This window comes from Streptomyces sp. NPDC020299 (assembly GCF_044387825.1).
GTDB lineage: Bacteria > Actinomycetota > Actinomycetes > Streptomycetales > Streptomycetaceae > Streptomyces.
On record NZ_JBIRWL010000018.1, the window covers coordinates 47,189 to 68,356 of the forward strand.

The following is a 21,168-nucleotide window of genomic DNA, read 5'->3' on the forward strand; positions in this document are numbered from 1 at the left end:
CATGGTTCCGGTGGTTCGGGTGCTTCGGGTGGTTCGGGTGGTTCGGGTGGTTCGGGTCATCGTGTTCGGCCGGTGCCGGGGTGCTCAGGCAAGGCCGAGCTCCTTGTCGATGAAGGAGAGGACGTCGTCGACGCTCGCGTCGTCGGCGAGCTGCTCGTCCGGCGACGGCCCGCCGCCGGTGCCGGTCAGCCGGGAGGTGAGCGTCTGGAGCCGGCCGGGGATGCGGTGCCGTTCGACGTCCTCGGGCGGCAGGGCCGCCAGGGTCTCCTCCAGCCGGTCGAGTTCGGCCAAAACGGCCATGACCCCGCCGCCGTCCGGCTCCGGGCACAGCTCGTCGCGCAGGTGGGCGGCGAGCGCGGCCGGGGTGGCGTGGTCGAAGACGAGCGTGGCCGACAGCTGCAGGCCGGTGGCAGCGGTCAGCGCCTGCTTGAGGTCGGTCGCGGCCACCGAGTCGAAGCCGAGGTCGGTGAAGGGACGTGCCGGGTCCAGGGTCGACGGGTCGTCGTAGCCGAGCAGCGCGGCCACGTGACCGCGGACGATGTCGAGGACAGCCCGGCCCTGCTGGGCCTGGGAGAGCTCCTTCAGCCGCGCGGCGAGGTTCTGCCCCTCCTGGCCCGCACCGCCCGGTTCCGCCGTGCCGCTGTCGAGGGCGGCCCGGGTCTCGGGCACGGCGTCGATCAGCGGGCGGGGGCGGGCCATGGTGTAGACGGGGGCGAAGCGCCGCCAGTCGATGTCGGCGACCACCAGGTGGGTCAGGTCGCGGTCGAGGATGCGGCCGAGGGCCGCGGTGGCGAGCGCGGGGTCCATCGGCGGCGTGCCGATCCGGCCGAGGGCGGCGCCGAGTTCGGCGTCGACCATGCCGCCGTCCCAGGAGCCCCAGGCGACGGAGGTCGCGGTGCGGCCACGGGCGCGACGGGCGCGGGCGAGTGCGTCGAGGCAGGCGTTGGCGCTGCCGTAGGCGGCCTGGCCGGTGCTGCCCCAGACCGCCGATCCGGAGGAGAACAGCACGAAGGCGTCCAGCGGGCGGTCGCCGAGCAGTTCGTCGAGGTGCCGGGCGCCGCCCGCCTTGGCATCGGCGACGGCGGCGAACTCCTCCAGGGTCAGCTCGGACAGCGGGGCGATGCGCTGCATGACGCCGGCCGCGTGCACGACCGCGGTCAGCGGCCGGTCCTCGGGGATGGAGTCGAGCAGGCGGCGCACCGCCTCGCGGTCGCCGACGTCGCAGGCCGCGACGGTGGTCCGGGTGCCGCGCGCGGCCAGTTCGTCGATCAGGTCCATGACGCCGTCGGCGTCCGCTCCGCGCCGGCTGGTCAGCAGCAGGTGTTCGGCGCCCCGGTCGGCGAGCAGCCGGGCCACGTGGGCGCCGAGACCGCCGGTGCCGCCGGTGATCAGGGTCGTACCGCGCGGTGTCCAGTCGCGGGTGGCGGGACGCTCGGCGAGCGGGGTGCGGACCATGCGGCGGCCGAGCACCCGGTCGCCGCGCAGGGCGAGCTGGTCCTCGTCGCCGGGGCCGGCCAGCACCTCGCACAGCCGGCGCACGGTGTCCTCGTCGACGGTGCCCGGCAGGTCGACCAGGCCACCCCAGCGCTCGGGCAGGTCGAGTGCGAGGGAGGAGCCCAGGCCCCACACGGCCGCCTGGGCCGGGTCGGCGGTGCCCTGGTCGGGTCCGGCGGCCACCGCCTGGGCGGTGACGCACCACAGCGGGGCGCCGAGGGAGGCGTCCTCCAGTGCCTGCACCAGGGTGACGGTGGCGGCGGTGCCGCGCGACAGCGAGCCATGGCGCGGGTGGGGGCGGTCGTCGAGGGCGAGCAGGGAAAGCGTGCCGGCCAGGTTGGTGTAGGCACGCAGCTGTCCGGCGAGCTCCTCGCGGCTCTCGTCGCCGACCTCCAGCCGTACCGTCCACACGCCCTGTGCGGCGAGCCCCTCGGTGACCGCGCGCACCCGCGGGTCGTCGGTACGTCCCTCGGGCACGGCGAGCAGCCAGGTCCCGTCCGGTGTGGTCCGCTCGGGGGCCGGGAGGTCCACGGGCTGCCAGTCGACGCGGTAGCACCAGCCGTCGGTGCGGGCCTCGTCGCGCTGCCGGCGCCGCCACTGGTTCAGCGCGGGCAGCACCTCGCCCAGCACCGGGGCGGAGACGCCGATCCGGTCGGCCAGCGTGTCGGCGTCCGCCCCTTCGAGCGCCTGCCAGACGGCCGAGTCCACGGCGTCGGCGGTCACCGGCGTGGCGGCGGTGGCGGCCGTCTCCGGGTCGCGCCAGAACCAGCGGCGCTGGAAGGCGTACGTCGGCAGGTCGACCAGCCCGGCTCCGCGTCCGGCGAAGAAGGCCCGCCAGTCGACGCGGACGCCCCGGCAGTGGGCCAGCGCGACACCGGTGACCAGCTCGGTCTCCTCGTCCCGGTCGCGGCGCAGCAGCGGCACGAAGGCGACGTCGTCCGGCTCCCCCGCCGCCACGCAGGCGGGCCCGGTGGCCGACAGGACCGCGTCGGGGCCGAGTTCGAGGTACGTGGTGACGCCCTTGTCCGCCAACACCCTTACGGCGTCGGCGAAGCGGACGGCCTCGCGGACGTGGCGGACCCAGTACTCGGGGTCGGCCAGCTCGGCCGCGGTCGCGGACTCGCCGGTGAGGGTGGAGACGATCGGGATCGACGGGGTGCCGTACTCCAACTCCCCTGCCACCGCGCGGAACTCGGCCAGCATCGGCTCCATCAGCGGGGAGTGGAACGCGTGGGAGACCTTCAGACGGGTCGTCTTACGACCTTCCGCCTCGAAGTGCGCCTTGATCCGCAGGGCTTCCGCCTCGACACCCGAAACCACCACCGCAGTGGGCCCGTTGACCGCCGCGATGCCGACACCGTCGGCCAGGAGAGGACGTACCTCGTCCTCGGTGGCCTGGACGGCGACCATCGCACCGCCCTCGGGCAGCGCCTGCATCAGACGGCCACGCGCGACCACCAGCTTCGCCGCATCCGCCAGCGACAGCACCCCAGAGACATGCGCGGCGGCGAACTCACCGATCGAATGACCGGCCAGATAGTCCGGCCTGACACCCCACGACTCCACCAGCCGGAACAGCGCCACCTCAACGGCAAACAGCGCGGGCTGAGTGAACTCGGTGCGATTGAGCCGGTCCGCGTCCTCACCCCAGACGACCTCCCGCAACGGCAGCTCGACCTCCGCCAGCACGGCGTCGAAAGCCTCCGCGAACACCGGGAAAGCCTCGTACAACTCCCGCCCCATGCCGACCCGCTGCGCCCCCTGCCCCGTGAACAGGAACGCCGTCAGGCCGTCGGAGCGTGCGGCCCCGCTCTGGACGACGCCGGGTGAGGGGCGGCCCTCGGCCAGGGCGGTGAGCCTGCGGAGCAGTTCGGTGCGGTCGGCGGCGATGACGGCGGCCCGGTCCGGCAGGGCCGTGCGGGCCGTGGCCAGGGAGCGGCCGAGGTCGAGCAGGGAGGGCCGGTCGTCGGCCTCGGCGCGGGCGAGCAGGCGGCGCGCCTGGTCGCGCAGGGCGTCCGCGCCCTTGCCGGAGAGGAGGACGGGGACGACCTCGGCGGCCCCGGTGACCGGCTCGGCCTGGGCTTCTTCCGGCTCCTCGGCGGTCGGCGCCTCCTCGATGATGACGTGGCCGTTGGTGCCGCTGAAGCCGAAGGAGGAGACACCGGCCCGGCGCGGGCGGCCCGGAGTGGCGGGCCACTCCCGGGCCTCGGTCAGCAGCCGTACCGCGCCCTCGGACCAGTCGATCTTGGAGCTGGGCTCGTCCACGTGCAGCGTCCGGGGCAGCACGCCGTGGCGCAGTGCCTCGACGACCTTGATGATGCCGCCGACGCCGGCCGCGGCCTGCGCGTGCCCGATGTTCGACTTCAGGGAGCCCAGCCACAGGGGCTGGTCCTCCGGTCGTCCCTGCCCGTACGTGGCGAGCAGGGCCTGCGCCTCGATCGGGTCGCCGAGCACTGTGCCCGTGCCGTGCGCCTCGACCGCGTCCACGTCGGCCGCGGTCAACTGGGCGGAGGCAAGAGCCTGTTGGATGACACGGCGCTGGGACGGGCCGTTGGGCGCGGAGATGCCGTTGCTCGCGCCGTCCTGGTTGACGGCGGAGCCGCGGACGACCGCGAGCACGGGGTGGCCCTGGGCGCGGGCGTCGGAGAGCCGCTCGACGAGCAGCATGCCCACGCCCTCGCCCCAGCCGGTGCCGTCCGCGGCGGCGGCGAAGGACTTGCAGCGGCCGTCGGGGGACAGACCGCGGTCCTGGCTGAAGCCGACGAAGGAGTGCGGGTGGGCCATGACGGTGGCACCGCCCGCGAAGGCGAGGGTGCAATCGCCGGCACGCAGCGCCTGCACCGCCAGGTGCAGCGAGACCAGGGAGGAGGAGCAGGCGGTGTCGACGGTGACGGCCGGACCCTCCAGGCCGAGGGTGTACGCGATGCGACCGGAGGCGACGCTGGCCAGGCTGCCGGTGCCGCCGCCGACGAGGTAGTCGTGGTAGACGACGCCGACGAAGACGCCGGTCTTGGTCTCCTTGAGGGTGACCGGGTCGATACCCGCCCGCTCCAGGGCCTCCCAGGCCGTCTCCAGCAGCAGCCGCTGCTGGGGGTCGGTCTCCTTGGCCTCCTTCGGGCTCATCTTGAAGAAGTCGGCGTCGAAGTACCCGGCGTCGTGCAGGAACCCGCCCTCACGGCTGTAGGTCTTGCCGGGGGTGGCGGGCGTGGGGTCGTAGAGCGCCTCGGTGTCCCAGCCGCGGTTGTCCGGGAAGTACGAGATGGCGTCCCGGCCGGAGTCGACGAGCTCCCACAGTTCCTCGGGCGAGCTGACGTCGCCCGGGTACCGGCAGCTCATGGCCACGATGGCGATCGGCTCGTGATCCTTGGCCTCGGCCTCGCGCAGCCGCCGCTTGGTCTGCTGGAGATCGGCCGTGGCGCGCCTGAGGTATTCACGAAGTTTGTCGTCAGTCCCCATCGCTCATGAACCAATCTCGAGGTTGTCCAGTGCCTGGAAGAGCTCGTCGTCGCTGGCCGTGGTGAAGTCGTCGTCCGGCTGCTCGTCGGCCGCCCTCCCACGGGCGTCGCGCCAGGCACGCAGCAGGGCCTCGATCCGGGTGGTGACCCGGGCGGTGTCGCCGTTGAGCTCGGGAGCGGCCGACAGGACCGCTTCGACACGGTCGAGTTCGGTGAGGAGCGAGTGGGCCGGTCCGGCCTCGGCCGTCGCGTCCGCCTCCAGCAGCAGGGCCGCCACCGCCTGGGAGTTGGGGTGGTCGAAGGCGAGGGTGGCCGGCAGCCCGTGTCCGGTGACGCGGGTGAGCCGTTTGCGAAGTTCGCCGGCCGCCACCGAGTCGAAGCCGAGTTCGGTGAAGGCCCGGTCGGCCTCGACCGCGTCGGCCGACTCATGGCCGAGCACCGCGGCGACCTGGCCGCGCACCAGGGTCAGGACGGCCCGCTCCCGTTCGCCGTCGGGCAGGGCGAGGATCTCCTGCCAGCGCCCGGTGTCGGCGTCCTCCTGCTCGGGTGCGCCGGTGTCGCCGCCGATGACGACGACGCCGTCCCCGCCGGTCTCGGCGAGCCAGTAGGAGCGGCGCTGGAACGCGTACGTGGGCAGGTCGATCCGGCGGGCCGGGAGCCCTGCGAAGTACGCCTTCCAGTTCACGGCGGCGCCCCGGCAGTGGGCCAGCGCGACGGCCGCCGCCAGCTCCCGGCGCTCCTCGCGGCCCCGGCGCAGCGCGGCCACGAACACGGCGTCGGCCTCGTCCCCGCCGCTCAGGCACTCGGGGCCGGTCGCGGTCAGCGCCGCGTCCGGGCCGATCTCCAGGAAGGTCCCGACCTGCCGCGCCTCGAGCTGGGCCACCGCCTCGGCATAACGGACGGTGGCACCGACGTGCCGGACCCAGTACTCGGGGGTGCCGATCTCCTCGGCGCCGATGGGGAGGCCGGTGACGGTGGAGACGATCGGAATGGTCGGCTCGCCGTACGTCAACTCCTGTGCCACCGCGCGGAAGTCGTCGAGCATCGGCTCCATCAGCGGGGAGTGGAACGCGTGCGAGACCTTCAGACGGGTCGTCTTGCGGCCCTCGGCCTCGAAGTGCGCCTTGATCCGCAGGGCTTCGGCCTCCACGCCCGAAACCACCACCGCCGTAGGCCCGTTGACCGCCGCGATGCCGACACCGTCCGCCAGGAGAGGACGCACCTCGTCCTCCGTGGCCTGCACGGCGACCATCGCACCGCCCTCGGGCAGCGCCTGCATCAGACGGCCGCGCGCGACCACCAGCTTCGCCGCATCCGCCAGCGACAGCACACCCGAGACATGCGCGGCGGCGAACTCACCGATCGAGTGACCGGCCAGATAGTCCGGCCTGACACCCCACGACTCCACCAGCCGGAACAGCGCCACCTCAACCGCGAACAGCGCGGGCTGAGTGAACTCGGTGCGATTGAGCCGGTCCGCGTCCTCACCCCAGACCACCTCCCGCAACGGCAGCTCGATCTCCGCGAGCACCGCGTCGAAGGCCTCCGCGAACACCGGGAAGGCGTCGTACAGCTCCCGGCCCATGCCGATCCGCTGCGCCCCCTGCCCCGTGAACAGGAAGGCGAGCTTGCGGCCGGAGGCGCGGGCCCGGTCGCGCACGGCCGTGGCGGGGAGGTCGCCGTCGGCCAGGGCGGTGAGGGCGCGCAGGGCCTGTTCGCGGTCCTCGGCGAGTACCGCCGCGCGGTGGTCGAAGGCGGTGCGTTCGACGGCGAGGACCTGGGCGATGTCGGGCGCGTCGGCGTCCGGGTGGGTGCCGAGCCAGGCGGCGAGCTTGGCCGCCTGGGCGCGCAGGGCCTGCGGGGTGCGGCCGGACAGCAGCCAGGGCAGCACACCGGTGTCGTCCGCGCCGGTGTCGCCGGACGGCTCGGGGGCCGTCGGCTCGGGGGCCGTCTGCTCGGCGGCCTGCTCGACGATGACGTGGGCGTTGGTGCCGCTGATGCCGAAGGAGGAGACGGCGGCGCGGCGGAGCTCGTCGGTCTGCGGCCAGTCGCGGGACTCGGTCAGCAGACGCAGGTTGCCCTCCGTCCAGTCCACCTTGGTGGAGGGCGTGTCGGCGTGCAGCGTCTTGGGCAGGACGCCGTGCCGGATGGCCTCGATGACCTTGATCAGGCCGGCGACGCCCGCGGCGGCCTGGGTGTGGCCGATGTTGGACTTGATGGAGCCCAGCCAGACCGGCCGGTCCTCGGGGCGGTCCTGGCCGTAGGTGGCGAGCAGGGCCTGGGCCTCGATCGGGTCGCCGAGGGTGGTGCCGGTGCCGTGGGCCTCGACCACGTCGATGTCGGCGGCCCGGAGCCCCGCGTTGGCGAGGGCCTGGCGGATGACGCGCTGCTGGGCGGGGCCGTTGGGGGCGGAGATGCCGTTGCTGGCGCCGTCCTGGTTGACGGCGGAGCCGCGGACGACCGCGAGCACGGGATGGCCCTGGGCGCGGGCGTCGGAGAGCCGCTCGACGAGCAGCAGACCGACGCCCTCGGAGAAGCCGGTGCCGTCGGCGCCCTCGGCGAAGGACCGGCAGCGGCCGTCGGGGGACAGGCCCTGCTGGAGGCCGAACTCGACGAGGACCTCGGTGGTGGCCATCACGGTGACGCCGCCGGCCAGGGCGAGGGTGCACTCGCCCGAGCGCAGCGCCTGGATCGCCAGGTGCAGCGCGACCAGGGAGGACGAGCAGGCGGTGTCCACGGTGACGGCGGGGCCTTCGAGGCCGTACGTGTAGGAGAGGCGGCCGGAGTTGATGGAGCCGGTGGCGCGGGAGTTGGCGTAGTCGTGGTACATCGCGCCGGTGAACACGCCGGTGCGGCTGCCCCGGAGGGTGGCGGGGTCGATGCCGGCGCGTTCGAAGATCTCCCAGGAGGTCTCCAGCAGGAGCCGCTGCTGCGGGTCCATGCCGAGCGCTTCGTTCGGGGAGATGCCGAAGAACTCGGCGTCGAACTCGGCGGCGTCGTACAGGAAACCGCCGGATCGGGTGTAGGTGCGGCCGGGGGTGCCCGGCTCGGGGTGGTAGACGCCGTCGATGTCCCAGCCCCGGTCGGTGGGGAACTCGGAGATGGTCTCGGTGCCCTCGGCGACCAGCCGCCACAGGTCCTCGGGGGTCTGGACGCCGCCGGGGTAGCGGCAGGACATGGCGACGACGGCGATCGGCTCGTCGGTGGCGGCCGTGGTGGCGGCGGGTGCGGGGGCGCCGGTCGCGGAGGCGCCGAGCGCGGTCTCCTTGAGGTGCTGGGCCGCGGCGCGGGAGTTGGGGTGGTCGAAGACCAGGGTGGCGGGCAGGCGCAGGCCGGTGGTGGCGCTGAGCCGGTTGCGCAGTTCGACGGCGGTCAGCGAGTCGAAGCCGAGTTCCTTGAAGGCGCGGTCGGGTTCGACGGCGTCGGCGGAGTCGTGGCCGAGGACGTCGGCGACGTGGGAGCGGACGAGGTCGAGCAGGAGCGTGTCGCGTTCCTGCTCGGGCAGCCGGGCCAGCCGGTCGGCCAGCGAGGTGCCGTCCGCGCCGCCGGACCGTGCCGTCTTGCGGACGGGGACCCGGACCAGCTCGCTGAGGATGCTGTGCAGGCTGCCGGCGCCGGCCTGGGCGCGCAGGGCGGCCAGGTCGAGATGGAGCAGCAGCAGGAGCGGCTCGTCGCTGACGAGCGCCTGGTCGAACAGGGCGAGGCCCTCGGCCGTGCTCATGGCGGGGAAGCCCTGGCGGCGCAGGCGTTCGGTGTCGGCCTCGTCGAGGCCGCCGGTCATGCCGGTGGCCTCGGCCCACAGCCCCCAGGCCATGGAGGTGGCGGGCAGCCCGGCCGCGCGGCGGTGGGCGGCGAGGGCGTCGAGGAAGACGTTGGCGGTGGCGTAGTTGCCCTGTCCGGCGGCGCCGAGGGTGCCGGCGGCGGAGGAGAACAGCGCGAACAGCGCCAGGTCGTGTCCGGCGGTGAGTTCGTGCAGGTGCCAGGCGGCGTCGGCCTTGGGAGCGAGGACGGTGTCGAGGCGCTCGGGGGTGAGGGCGGCCACGGTGCCGTCGTCGAGGACGCCCGCCGCGTGGATGACGGCGGTGAGGGGGTGCGCTTCGGGGATCGTGCCGAGCAGGGCGGCGAGCGCGTCGCGGTCGGCGACGTCGCAGGCGGCCAGGGTGACGGTGGCGCCGGCGGCGGCGAGTTCGTCGCGCAGTCCGGCGGCGCCCGGGGCGTCGGCGCCCCGTCGGCTGGTGAGCAGCAGGTGCCGGGTGCCGTGCTCGGCGACCAGGTGGCGGGCGAGGAGGGCGCCCAGGCCGCTGGTGCCGCCGGTGATCAGCACGGTGCCCTCGGGGTCGAGCGGGGTGGGCTCGGCGGGGGTGGGGTTGTCGGGGGTGCGGGTGAGCCGGGGGGCGTACGGGATGCCGGCGCGCAGGGCGAGTTCGGGTTCGCCGGTGGCCAGGGCGACGGGCAGGGCGCTGCGGGAGGCGTCGGTGTCGTCCAGGTCGGCCAGGGTGATCAGGCCGGGGTTCTCCGCCTGTGCGGCCCGCAGCAGGCCCCAGGCGGGGGCCAGGGTGAGGTCGGGTGCCGTGTCACCGGGGGCGGCGACGGCACCGCGGGTGACGACGGCCAGGTGGGCGTCGGCGTACCGGTCGTCGCCGAGCCAGGTCTGGACGAGGTGCAGGGCGCGGTGGGCGGTGTCCCGGACGGCGTCGAGGGTGCCGTCCGCGTCGGGTGCGGGGAACTCGACGACCACGGTGGCCGGGACGGGCTGCTCGGGGTCGAGCTGGTCCAGGGCGGTGACGTGGACGAGACCGGCGTCCGGGGTGGCGCCGTCCACGGGTACGGCGGTCCAGGTGCGGCGGTAGGGCAGTTCACGGCGTCCGCCCGCGGCCTCGAGCTGGCCGGCGGAGACGGCGCGGGCCACGATGGACTCGACGCTGACGACCGGGCTGCCGCCGCTGTCGGTGGCCTCCAGCAGGGTGTTGCCCTGGGCGTCGGTGACCAGGCGCACGCGCAGCGCGGTGGCGCCGACGGCGTGCAGCCTGACTCCGGTCCAGGCGAAGGGGAGGACCGTTTCTCCGTCGTCCTGGCCCTCGGCGCCCACGAGTTCGGCGTGCAGGCAGGCGTCCAGCAGCGCCGGGTGCAGGCCGAAGGCCTGGGCGTCGGCGTGGGCCTGCTCGGGCAGGGTCACCTCGGCGAACAGCTCCTCGCCGCGCTTCCAGGCGGCGGTCAGCCCCTGGAAGACGGGGCCGTAGGCGTAGCCGCGGCCGAAGAGGCGGTCGTAGGCGCCGTCCAGGCCGATCGGCTCGGCGCCGGCGGGCGGCCACTGGGTGAGGTCGAAGCCGGCGTCGGAGGTCTGCGGGGTGAGCACACCGGAGGCGTGCCGGATCCAGGGCTGGTCGTCGCCGTCGGCGCGGGAGTGGATGCCGACGGTGCGGGCGCCGGAGTCGTCGGGGGCGCCGAGCAGCACCTGGAGGGCCACTCCCCCGCGCTCGGGCAGCACCAGCGGGGCGTGCAGGGTCAGTTCGTCCAGGGTGCCGCAGCCGGCCTGGTCGCCGGCCCGGATGGCGAGTTCCACGAAGGCGGTGCCGGGGAGCAGGACGGTGCCGAGTGCCTCGTGGTCGGCGAGCCAGGGGTGGGTGCTCAGCGACAGCCGGCCGGTGAAGACGTGGCCGCCGGACTCGGCGGTCTCCACGGCGGCGGCCAGCAGCGGGTGTTCGAGGCCGACCTGCCCGAGGTCGGGCACCCCGCCGCCGACCGTGGGCACCTTGCGCCAGTAGCGCTTGCGCTGGAAGGCGTAGCTCGGCAGGTCGGTGGTGCGGGCGTCGGTGCCGTCGAAGAAGGCGGCCCAGTCCACCGGGGCGCCGCGCACCCAGGCCTCGGCGAGGGAGGTGGCGAACCTGACCAGGCCGCCCTCGTTGCGGCGCAGCGAGCCGACCACGCCGGCGGTCTTCTCCGCGGCGTCGACGGACTCCTGCACGCCGTTCTTGAGGATGTGGTGGGCGGTCGGCTCCACGAACAGGGTGAAGCCGTCCCGCAGCAGGGCGTTCGTGGCCTCGTCGAAGCGGACGGTCTGGCGCAGGTTGGTGTACCAGTAGGTGGCGTCCAGTCCTGCGGTGTCCAGGATGCCGCCGGTCACCGTGGAGTAGAACGGCAGCCGGGTGGAGCGGGGGGCGACGGGCGCCAGGATGTGGAGGAGCTCGTCCTCGATCTCCTCGACGAAGTGGGAGTGGGAGGCGTAGTCCACCGGGATCCGCCGGACCCGGACGCCCTCCTCGGTCAGCGTCGCGAAGAGCTCGTCGAGGGCGTCGGTCTCGCCGCAGACGACGGCGGTGGAGGTGCCGTTGACGGCGGCCAGCTGCAGCCGGCCGTCCCAGCGGTCCAGGCGGGGGGAGATCTCGGCCGCGGCCAGCGGCACGGACATCATGCCGCCCTTGCCGGCCAGCCGCCGCTTGATGACCTGGCTGCGCAGGGCGACGACGCGGGCGCCGTCCTGAAGCGAGAGCGCTCCGGCGACGGTGGCGGCGGCGATCTCGCCCTGGGAGTGGCCGACGACCGCGGCGGGCTCGACGCCGTAGGACCGCCACAGCGCGGCGAGGGAGACCATCACGGCCCACAGCACCGGCTGGACGACGTCCACCGGCTCCAGGTTCGGCTGCCCCTGCTGTCCGCGCAGGACGCCGATGAGGTCCCAGTCGACGAACTCGGCCAGGGCCTGCGCGCAGGCGGTCATCTGGGCGGCGAACACCGGTGACTGGTCGAGCAGTTCGACGGCCATGCCGTCCCACTGCGAGCCCTGCCCTGGGAAGACGAAGACGGTCCGCGGTTCGCCGCCGGGCGCCACGCCGGTCACCACCGAGGCTCCGGTGCCGCTGCCGGCGAACGAGGCGACGGAGTCGAGCAGACCCTCGCGGCCGGTGCCGAGTACCACCGCCCGGTGCCCGAGCCGGGCGCGGGTGGTCGCCAGGGACAGTCCGATGTCGGCCGGGCGTTCCCCGGGCCGGTCCGTCAGGTATTCACGCAGTTTCTCGGCCTGTGCCCGCAGCGCGTTCGCGCTCTTCCCCGAGACGATCCACGGAATCACCCCAGAGAATTCCTCAGCGCCCACCCGGGCCACCCCCTCGACTCCGTGTCGCATGCTTGTGTTCCGTTGTGGCAGCGGACGGCCACGACGCTACTCATACGGCCTCCGGGGGCCAACCCCAGAGGTGGCCTGCGGCACCCCTACGACCGTATGGGGGCCGGACTTCCATAAAATTCCCGGGCACCCGGAAACGGGCGCCCGGGAAACGGAATGGTCAGTTTCCGGAACCGACGTGATCGATTTCCTGGGCGTGTGCGTCCAGGATGTCGCCGAATTCGGGGAACTGGGCTATGGCTTGAGCCGCGGTCAATTGCGGCAGGCGCGGCCCGCGCAGAATGGCCAGCAGGTTCGCGGGCGCGAATATGGCCAGGGGTGAGCCGGACAGCGCCGCGGCGTTGAACACCGCCTCGGCCACCCGTCCGTTCTCCGCCGCGACCTTGGTGACGCGCTCGTTCACGCGCTGCTGGGACGGGCTCGGGCGGCGCTTGGCGTTGGACTCCACGTCCGGGAAGAAGTGGTCCTGGGTGGTGGCGGCCACCCACGGCGCGACGGCGATCCGGGCGAGGGCCTTCTGGGCCTTGCGGGACAGGCCGGGGCGCAGGCCGCGGTGGCGGCGCAGCGTCTCACGCAGGGCGACGGCCTGGCGGGCGGCCTGGGACATGCCGGTGCCGTAGTTCGGGTTGGGCGCCATCAGCGAGTCGCCGGTGGCGATGAAGCCCTCCGGGACCGGCAGCTTCTCGTAGTAGCGGCGGCGGTTGGCCATGCCCCGGTAGGGACGGATCTCGGACACCGGCCGGGCCTTTTCGATCAGCTCGGCGATGACCGGGTGCCGGGTGCCGCGCGCGAACTCCACGAAGCCTTCCTCGTCGGTGGGCGGCACGGCGCCCCGGGTGCCGAAGAGGGTGACGATCCAGCGCCGGCCCTCGTTGGGCAGCAGCGCGGCGCCACGGCCCGGCTTGCCGGTGCCGGCCTGGGCCTGGATGAGGACGCCGGGGAAGTCGTCGCGCAGTCCGGGCGGCGCCTCGAACACACGGCTGGCGTAGGCGAATCCGCCGTCCACGACCTCCTCGTACACCGCCGGCACGCCGATGCCGGAGAGCCAGTCGGGGGCCTTGGAACGGCGGCCGGTGGCGTCGACGACGAGGTCGGCGTCGAGGATCCGCTCGCCCTCGCCCTCCGGCTGGATCCGCACCCCGCTGACCCGCTCGGCGCTGCCGGTCAGACCGGTCACCCGGGTGCCCTGCAGCACGGTGATCCGCTCGTCGGCGAGGGCCCGGCCGCGCACCACGTGGTCGGTCAGGTCGCGGCTGCACAGCACCACGTACGCGGAGCTGGGCTGACGGCGGAACCAGCCCTCGCCGGAGCGGGTCAGGTTCCCGGAGGGCAGCGCGCGGCGCTTGGCGCCGGCCGCGTGCAGCTCCTCGGTGATACCCGGCAGCAGGGACTCCAGCGCCTCGACGCCACCGCGCATGAACATGTGGTTGTGATGTCCCTGCGGCAGCCCGCGGCGGGGGGACGGGGTGTCCGGGTAACGGTCGCTCTCGATGATGGTGACGGCGTCGGCGTATCGGCTCAGCGCGACCGCGGCGAGCACCCCCGCCATTCCGCCACCGAGCACTACTGCCCTGGTCATTGCGCGCTTCCTTCCTGCACTGCCAGTGGTCCTCGGTGCTGTCTGTTCGTGGCTGTGTCTGTCGTGGCTGTGCTGTCAGTTCTCGATCCCGCACGTGGCGAGGTAGGTCTTCATGCGCCGCTCGGCCAGGGCGGGGTCGGGGAACAGGCCGAGGGAGTCCGCGAGCCGGTAGGCGGTCGCCAGGTGCGGCACGGAGCGGGCCGACTGCTCGCCCCACACCATCCGGAAGTGGCTCGCGTGGCCGGCCAGCCAGCCGAGGAAGACCAGGCCCGTCTTGAAGAAGAGGGTGCTGCGCAGCGGGCCGACGAAGACGTGCCGGTTGAGTACGAGCGTCTCGTCGAGCAGGGTGCGGGCGGTGGCGGCGTCGCCGTCGTCCAGGGCGCGCAGCGCCTGAGCGGCGAGCGGTGCGACGGGGTCGAACACCGGGGACAGCCCGTCGCTGAAGCCCTGCTCGTCGCCGAGGATCAGCTCGGGGTAGGCGTCGGTGTCACTGGTGTAGAAGCGGACGCCCTCCGGCAGGCGGCGGCGCAGCTCGATCTGGCGCTCCACGGTGACGGGGGCGAGCTTGACGCCGTCGACCTTGTCCCGGTGCTGCTTGACCAGGTCGATCAGCGCGTCGTAGGCGGCGTCCAGGTCCTGGTGACCGAAGTAGCCGGCGTGGAACGGGATCCACTCCGGCAGGATCCAGTGGATGATCGCCGGCTTGGAGGCCTGCCGCAGCAGGTTGCCGTACACCTCGGCGTAGTCGTCGGGGCCCTGCGCCACGGCGGCCAGCTGCGGGCTGCACATGATGATGGCCTGCGCGCCCGCCTCCTCCACGACCTCCAGCTGCTGCTCGAAGGCCGCGGCGACGTCCTTCAGGGAGTGCTGGGCGAACGGGTCGAGCTGGTCGGTGGTGATGGCCGCGGCCAGCCGGCCGCCGGCCGCGCGGGCCTCGGCGCCGGAGCGGCGGATCAACTCCGCGGCGCCCGGCCAGTCCAGGCCCATGCCGCGGTGGGAGGTGTCGAGGGCCTCGGCCACGGTGTAGCCGTACGACCACAGGTGCCGGCGGAAGGCCAGGGTGGCGTCCCAGTCCAGGCGCTGCTCGGGCGGCGGGCCGACCGGCGGGCCGAACGGCTCGTTGGGTGCCAGGGGGTCGCCGACGACGTGTGCCGTCGCAAGGATGGACCGCTCGCGGAACGGTGTGCCCACCGCGGTGAATTCACGCGGGGACGGGTTCGGCTGGTACGACGTGAGCGTACCGTCCGGCTCCGGCAGTTTTATCATCGCTTCAGCTCCGAGACCTCACGGGAATCCACTGGCGATTCATTAAATCCAGCCGTGTCTCAACCGCTCCAGACGGCCGACCCCCTAAGTCCCTGATATGTCCCCCTAGTTTCCTGCTGAGCGGCTCGGCCGGAGATGCTTAGGGGGGCGCAGCACTGGATACGGCGGGAGCGGTTGTGACTTCATGGAATAGCGGTCGGCCGGCTTGCGGTTCGCCGCGTTTTCACTGGCCGTCAGACGTGGAAGGTAACTATGTGGAAGTTTGAACACAGCGTGGAGGCCAAGGCGACTCCGGCGGCGGTGTGGGCCCGTTACATCGACCTGCCGTCCTGGCGCGAGTGGTACAACGACGTCAGCACGATCCGCGTCGAGGGGCCGGTCGTCTCCGGCGTCAAGGGCGTGATCGAGCAGGACCCCGAGCAGGGCCACCACCCGCAGCCGGTGCCGTTCACCCTCGTCGACGTCGTGGAGAACGAGGGCTTCACCCTGGAGTGCATGGCGCCCACCTCCGAGTCCGGCGTCAAGGACGAGACGTTCCTGCGCACCAGCCTGCGTGCCGTCGACAACGGCAAGGGCGGTGTGACGATCACCCACTCGGCGATCCTCGACGGCCCGCAGAGCGCCGAGGTCGGCGAGGCGATCGGCAAGTTCCTCAGCACCAACCTGGTCGCGGGCCTGGAGCGCCTGGCCAAGGTGGTCGAGGCCGCCTGACCCGCCGCCCCGGCACCCCCTGATCTCCGGTCGCCCGATGTCCCCCGCGGGCGACCGGTGTCATGTCCGGCCACGGACGGCCCGGCCACCGCGCACGCCGACGGCCCGCGCCCCCTCACTCGGGGGGGTGCGGGCCGTCGGCGTGTGTCATGTCCCGCTGGTCAGGGCGCGGTGACGGTGATGGCGGACACCGGGCAGAAGTCGGCCGCCTCTTCGGTGGCCTCGTGCAGCTCGGCGGACGGGGTGTCGGTGGCCAGCACGACCCGGCCGTCCTTGGTGCTCTGTTCGAAGACCTCGGGGACCGCGAGCGCGCAGGAGCCGGAGCCCACGCACCGGCCGCGGTCGACGGAGACGCGCATGTCGACCCCTCTCACCAGGTGACGGGCAGCTCGTGCAGACCGTAGATGTGGCCGCCGTGCATGAACGACAGCTCCTCGACCGGCACGGCCGGCCGCAGGGTGGGGATCCGGGCCAGCAGTGTGCTGAAGACGATCTCCAGCTGGACCCGGGCGAGGTTGGCGCCCAGGCACTGGTGGGCGCCGTAGCTGAAGGCCAGGTGGTTCTTGGAGTCGCGGTGGATGTCGAGGGTGCCCGGGTTCTCGAACACCGTCTCGTCCCAGTTGGCCGCGCCGTTGCTGGCGATGACGCCCTCGCCGGCGCGGATGGTGATGCCGCCGACCTCGATGTCGGCGGTGGCCACGCGCACGGTCGCGGAGTCCGCGATGGAGAGGTAGCGCAGCAGTTCGTCGACGGCCTTGCGGGTCAGCGACGGGTCGGCCCGCAGTTCGCCGGCCACCTCGGGGTTCTGCATCAGGACCAGCGTGCCCAGGCCGATCATGTTGGCGGTGGTGTCGAAGCCGGCCACGACCAGCAGGCGCGCGATGGACACCAGGTCGGCCAGCTCGAGGTTGGACTCCTCGCGGTTCTTGACGACGAGCCGGCTGAGCAGGTCGTCCCCGGGCTCCTTCTCCTTCTTCTCGATCAGCCGTCCGAGGAACTGGTCCATCTCGGTGTAGAGAACCGTGATCTCCTCCTGGGTGGAGTCCCGGTTCATCGTGACCTCGGAGTAGCGCCGGAAGTAGTCGATGTCCTCCGGGTCCGCGCCCAGCATCTCGCAGAACAGCAGTGAGGGCACCGGTGCGGCCAGCTCCTTGACCAGGTCGACGGTGCCGCCCTGGGCGAGCATCGCGTCGATCCGCTCGTCCACGATCTGCTGGATGCGCGGCTTGAGGGACTGGATGCGGCGGGCGGTGAACTCGGGGATGACCAGGCGCCGCTGGACGGTGTGCTCGGGCGCGTCGAGCGCGGAGAACGGGAACTTGATGAACTGGAGCACCTCTTCGGGCACCGCGAACTGCAACGGGTAGCCGGGCGCCTTGGCGTTGGAGCTCATCCCCGGGTCACCGAGGACCTTCTTGACGTCCTCGTAGCGGGTCAGCAGCCAGGCCTCCTTGCCCGACAGCCGCAGCCGGACCTTGGTCGCCGGGTGCTCCGGGCGCAGTCGGGCGTACTCGTCGGGCGTGCTGAGCGGGCAGGAGCGGATGAACGGGAAGGGCAGCGCGGCGCTGTCGTCCCCGGCGGAAGGGGTGGCGTGGGCCGGGCACTGACTGGCCTCGGCCTGGGCGACGTCGGACATGACGTTCGGTGTCCTCTCGAGCAGGAGTGGAAACGGTGCCCCGCCGGGGGCCCGGGGCGCGTACGGGTGGTGCGGGATGGTGCGGGCGGCCGGGGCGACGGACCGCATGGCGTGGCGAGTTCCGCCGCCGAGTTCCCTACGGCGGTGGCGCGCTCAGAGGCCGCGGTCCGGGCGGCCGGCCCCTCCAGGCCCGCCCCGCTGGGGGCTGGGCCGGCGGCCCCCCACGACCCGGCGCGGCCTTGCCGCCGGGCGGACGGCAGGAGGCGGCGCCGGAGCGGCCGGGGGTACGGACCACACCTCCGCCGCCCGGCCACCACGTGCCGCGGGCCACCTCGCCCGCCGCTCACGCGGGCACCCGCGGCGCCGCCGCCACGCGCCCTGCGCTCCAGGGCCTTACCGCCCGCACCGGCCCGGTGAGGGCAAGTCAGTCGAGGGTGGCGAGCGCGGCCGGGCTGAAGGGGTTCAGTTCGTCGTGCCGGCCGTCGCGGATCTTGGCGACCCACTCGGCGTCGCCGAGCAGTGCCCGGCCCACCGCGACGAGGTCGAACTCCTCGCGCCCGATCCGGTCGAGGACGCCGCCGATGCCGTCGGTGGCCGCGCCGGTGCCCTCGGCGAACATGGTGACGAAGTCGCCGTCGAGGCCGACCGAGCCGACGGTGATGACCGGCTTGCCGGTGATCTTCTTGGTCCAGCCCGCCAGGTTCAGGTCGGAACCCTCGAACTCGGGGATCCAGAAGCGCCGGGTCGAGCAGTGGAAGGCGGTCAGGCCGGTCTCCGCGAGCGGGGTGAGGAACTCCTCGAGCTCCTGCGGGTTCTCCACCAGCCGGGCGGTGAAGTCGGCGGTCTTCCACTGCGAGAAGCGCAGCACCACCGGAAAGTCGGGGCTGACCTGGGCACGTACGGCGTCGATGATCTCCACGGCGAACCGGGTGCGGGCGGCGATGCCACCGCCGTATCCGTCGGTGCGCTGGTTGGTGCCCGCCCAGAAGAACTGGTCGATCAGGTAGCCGTGACCGGCGTGCAGTTCGACACCGTCGAAGCCGAGCCGCTCGGCGTCGGCGGCGGCCTGTGCGAACGCCGCGACCACGGCGTCGATCTGTTCCTGCGTCATCGGCTCGGTGACCTGCTGGCCGGGGGCGACGAGCCCGGAAGGGCCGACCAGCTTGGTGCCGGGGCCGAGCGCCTCACCGGCGAGCGGGTCGAGGCCGACGTGCCACAGCTGAGCGAAGATCTTGCCCTCGGCCGCGTGGACCTGGCGGACCACCTCGGACCAGCCGGCCAGCGCCTCGTCGCCGTAGAAGTGCGGCACGGCGGGGTTGTAGGTGGAGCCGGGGTGGTCGACCACGGTGCCCTCGGTGACGATCAGGCCGACGCCGTGCTGCGCCCGTCGCGCGTAGTACGTGGCGACCTCGGGCCCGGGAACACCGCCCGGGGACATGTTGCGGGTCATCGGGGCCATGACGAAGCGGTTCCGCAGCGGTACGCCGCCCAGCGTGACCGGTGTGAACAGAGGTTCGACGGGGCGGGTCGAGGTGGGCTCGGTGGACGCGATGGACATGATGGAGGACATTCCCTTCATCGGGATCGGCCGGCCGTGGAATGGGTCGGTGTCCTGGTCCGCACCGATTCGGCCACGTACCGATTGAAACCAAGCGGGGGCCGCTCGAGCCACGCGTTCGACCCCCTAAACACCGCGTCCGCCCCCCTAAACCAGAGGGGCGGACGCGCCATCCGGGGCCCGTGGCGGCCCCGTCGCCGTCACAGCCGGGCGTCGGTCCGCGAGGCCGCCGGGTAACCGCCCGCGACGGCCGTCGACCGGGAGCGGCGGCCCAGGTCGCGGAAGAGCCGGCCGGGCCACCAGGTGGCGCGGCCCGCGTCCAGGACGAGCGCGGGCACCAGCACCGTACGGACCAGGAAGGTGTCCACCAGGATGCCGAGGGCGACCACGATGCCCATCTGGATCATGTTGGTCACCGGCATCGCGGCGAACACCGCGAAGGTGGCGGCGAGGACGACGCCCGCGGAGGAGATGACCCCGCCGGTGCCCGCCAGCGCGCGCACCACGCCCTGTTCGTGGCCGTGCAGCCGCGCCTCCTCCCGGACCCGGGTCATCAGGAAGATGTTGTAGTCGATGCCGAGGGCGGCCAGGAACACGAAGGCCACCAGCGGGATGGTCCAGTCGACGCCGCTGTGTCCGAGGACCCGCTCGAAGACGAGGTTGCTCGCGCCGAGCGCGGCGAGGTAGGAGACCACCACGGTCAGCAGGAGCAGCAGCGGGGCGACGAGCGAGCCCAGCAGCAGGACGAGGACCACCAGGATGACGCCGAGCACCAGCGGGATGACCTTCCGCAGGTCGCGGTCGGCGGCCCGCTCGGTGTCGGACCGTTCGGCCGCGACGCCGCCCACCACGGCCCGGGCACCCGGCACCGCGTGCACGGAGTCCCGCAGCGCGTCGACGGTCCTGGCGGCGGCGTCGCTGTCGGGGGCGTCCTTCAGGACGGCCTCGATCGAGACGAGCGAGCCGTCCGGGGACTTGGCGGGGGTGAGCACGGAAGCCACTCCGGCGGTGCCACGGGCCGCCTTGACCACGGCGTCGGCACGGTCGGACCGGGCCACGACGACGGCCGGTCCGGAGGCGCCCGCCGGGTAGTGCCGGGCGATCCTCTCCTGGGCCACCACGGACTCCGGCTTGTCCTGGAAGACCTCGGCCTGTCCGATGCCCACGTGCACGCCGAGCACGGTGGCCGCCGCCGCGCCGATGAGCACGAAGGAGAGCACCCACGCGGGACGCGGGCGCCGGGCCACGGCGGCGCCGATCCCGCCCCAGACACTGCGGTGCGAGCGGGGCGGGGTGCCGTACTTGGGCCGGAACGGCAGGAAGACCCAGCGGCCGGCGATCACCAGCAGGGCGGGCAGCACGGTCAGCATCGCCACGAAGGACCACAGGACGCCGACCGCGCCGACCAGGCCCAGGCTGCGCGAGGAGTTGACGTCGGCGACGGCGAGGCAGAGCAGTCCGGCCACCACGGTGGCACCGGAGGCGAAGACGGCCGGTCCGGCCTTGCGCAGGGCCTCGGCCATGGCGACGTGCCGGTCCTCGTGGTGGTGCAGTTCCTCGCGGTAGCGGGAGATCAGGAGGAGGGCGTAGTCGGTGCCGACGCCGAACGCGAGGACCATCAGGATGCTGGCGCTGCCCGGATCGACGGGCAGGTCGGCGTGTTTGGCCAGCAGGTAGGTGGTGCCCTGGGTCGCCACCAGGGAGAAGCCGACCGCCACGATGGGGAACAGCCACAGGAACGGACTGCGGTAGATGAGCAGCAGCAGGACGATCACGACGGTGCCGGTGATGGCCATCAGGTTGGCGTCGAGGTTCTCGAAGGCCCCGACGTAGTCGCTCTGCTGGCCCGCCGGACCGCCGATCTCCACGTCGAGCCCGGCGGGCGCGCCGGACCGGGCGGTGGCGCGCATCTCCTTGATCTCGTCGGCCGTGGCGGCGCCGTCCACCCGGTTCATGGGGACGACGACCATGAGGGCCTTGCCGTCCTTCGAGGCCATGGTGGCCGGCATCTTCTCGCCCTCGGCGAGGTGTTCGCGGAAGGCCGCCCGGTCCTTGCCGGCCTTGGCCCGGTCCGCGCCCGTGATGCCGGCGGCGCGGCTGTACACGGTCACCGCGGCGATCACGTCGTGGTCGGTACGGAACTTCTCCAGCTCGTGCAGGACCTGTACCGACTCGGCGTTGCGGGGCAGGGCGGCCGTGCTGCCCTCGTCCTTGACGTCGTCGAGCTTTCCGGCGAGCGGCCCGAGGGCGACGGCCACGACGAGCCAGCCGAGCAGCACCAGCCACTTGGCCCGTTTGCCGCACAACGCCATCGCGGGCCGCCTTTGTCCGTCGGTCATCCGGTCT

Annotated in this window: 9 protein-coding genes; 1 reads left to right on the top strand and 8 read right to left on the bottom strand. The window is 73.2% G+C overall.

Going from position 1 to position 21,168, the window contains the following annotated elements; all coding sequences use genetic code 11:
- Positions 1–84: 84 nt before the first annotated feature.
- The 4 genes from ACH45E_RS35610 to ACH45E_RS35625 all read right to left on the bottom strand — a co-directional run bounded on the left by ACH45E_RS35610 (position 85) and on the right by ACH45E_RS35625 (position 14,917).
- A complete protein-coding gene (locus tag ACH45E_RS35610) occupies positions 85–4,950 on the bottom strand; it encodes a type I polyketide synthase (RefSeq protein WP_361456292.1) in 4,866 nt (1,621 codons plus the stop codon).
- Positions 4,951–4,953: 3 nt separating this feature from the next.
- Positions 4,954–12,072: an SDR family NAD(P)-dependent oxidoreductase gene (locus tag ACH45E_RS35615; RefSeq protein ID WP_361456295.1), complete on the bottom strand. Its 7,119-nt coding sequence runs from the start codon at positions 12,070–12,072 to the stop codon at positions 4,954–4,956.
- Between the two features lie 160 nt (positions 12,073–12,232).
- A complete protein-coding gene (locus ACH45E_RS35620) occupies positions 12,233–13,651 on the bottom strand; it encodes an FAD-dependent monooxygenase (RefSeq protein WP_361456298.1) in 1,419 nt (472 codons plus the stop codon).
- A gap of 75 nt (positions 13,652–13,726) precedes the next feature.
- Positions 13,727–14,917: a DUF993 family protein gene (locus ACH45E_RS35625; RefSeq protein ID WP_361456301.1), complete on the bottom strand. Its 1,191-nt coding sequence runs from the start codon at positions 14,915–14,917 to the stop codon at positions 13,727–13,729.
- A 252-nt stretch (positions 14,918–15,169) separates the two neighbouring features.
- Between ACH45E_RS35625 and ACH45E_RS35630 the strand changes: the two genes are divergently transcribed.
- Positions 15,170–15,628 (top strand): SRPBCC family protein, encoded by a 459-nt coding sequence (locus tag ACH45E_RS35630; RefSeq protein WP_361456304.1) that lies wholly within the window; start codon positions 15,170–15,172, stop codon positions 15,626–15,628.
- A gap of 161 nt (positions 15,629–15,789) precedes the next feature.
- On the opposite strand, the gene ACH45E_RS35635 is transcribed toward ACH45E_RS35630, so the two are convergent.
- The 4 genes from ACH45E_RS35635 to ACH45E_RS35650 form a co-directional block, all read right to left on the bottom strand.
- Positions 15,790–15,987 (bottom strand): ferredoxin, encoded by a 198-nt coding sequence (locus tag ACH45E_RS35635; RefSeq protein WP_361456307.1) that lies wholly within the window; start codon positions 15,985–15,987, stop codon positions 15,790–15,792.
- Positions 15,988–15,998: 11 nt separating this feature from the next.
- Positions 15,999–17,264, bottom strand: coding sequence for a cytochrome P450 (locus tag ACH45E_RS35640; RefSeq protein WP_361456310.1), 1,266 nt, complete (start codon positions 17,262–17,264; stop codon positions 15,999–16,001).
- Positions 17,265–17,688: 424 nt separating this feature from the next.
- Complete coding sequence (locus ACH45E_RS35645; RefSeq protein WP_361456313.1) at positions 17,689–18,822, bottom strand: NADH:flavin oxidoreductase; 1,134 nt, start codon at positions 18,820–18,822, stop codon at positions 17,689–17,691.
- Positions 18,823–19,022: 200 nt separating this feature from the next.
- Complete coding sequence (locus tag ACH45E_RS35650) at positions 19,023–21,161, bottom strand: MMPL family transporter (RefSeq protein ID WP_361456315.1); 2,139 nt, start codon at positions 21,159–21,161, stop codon at positions 19,023–19,025.
- Between the last annotated feature and the right edge of the window lie 7 nt (positions 21,162–21,168).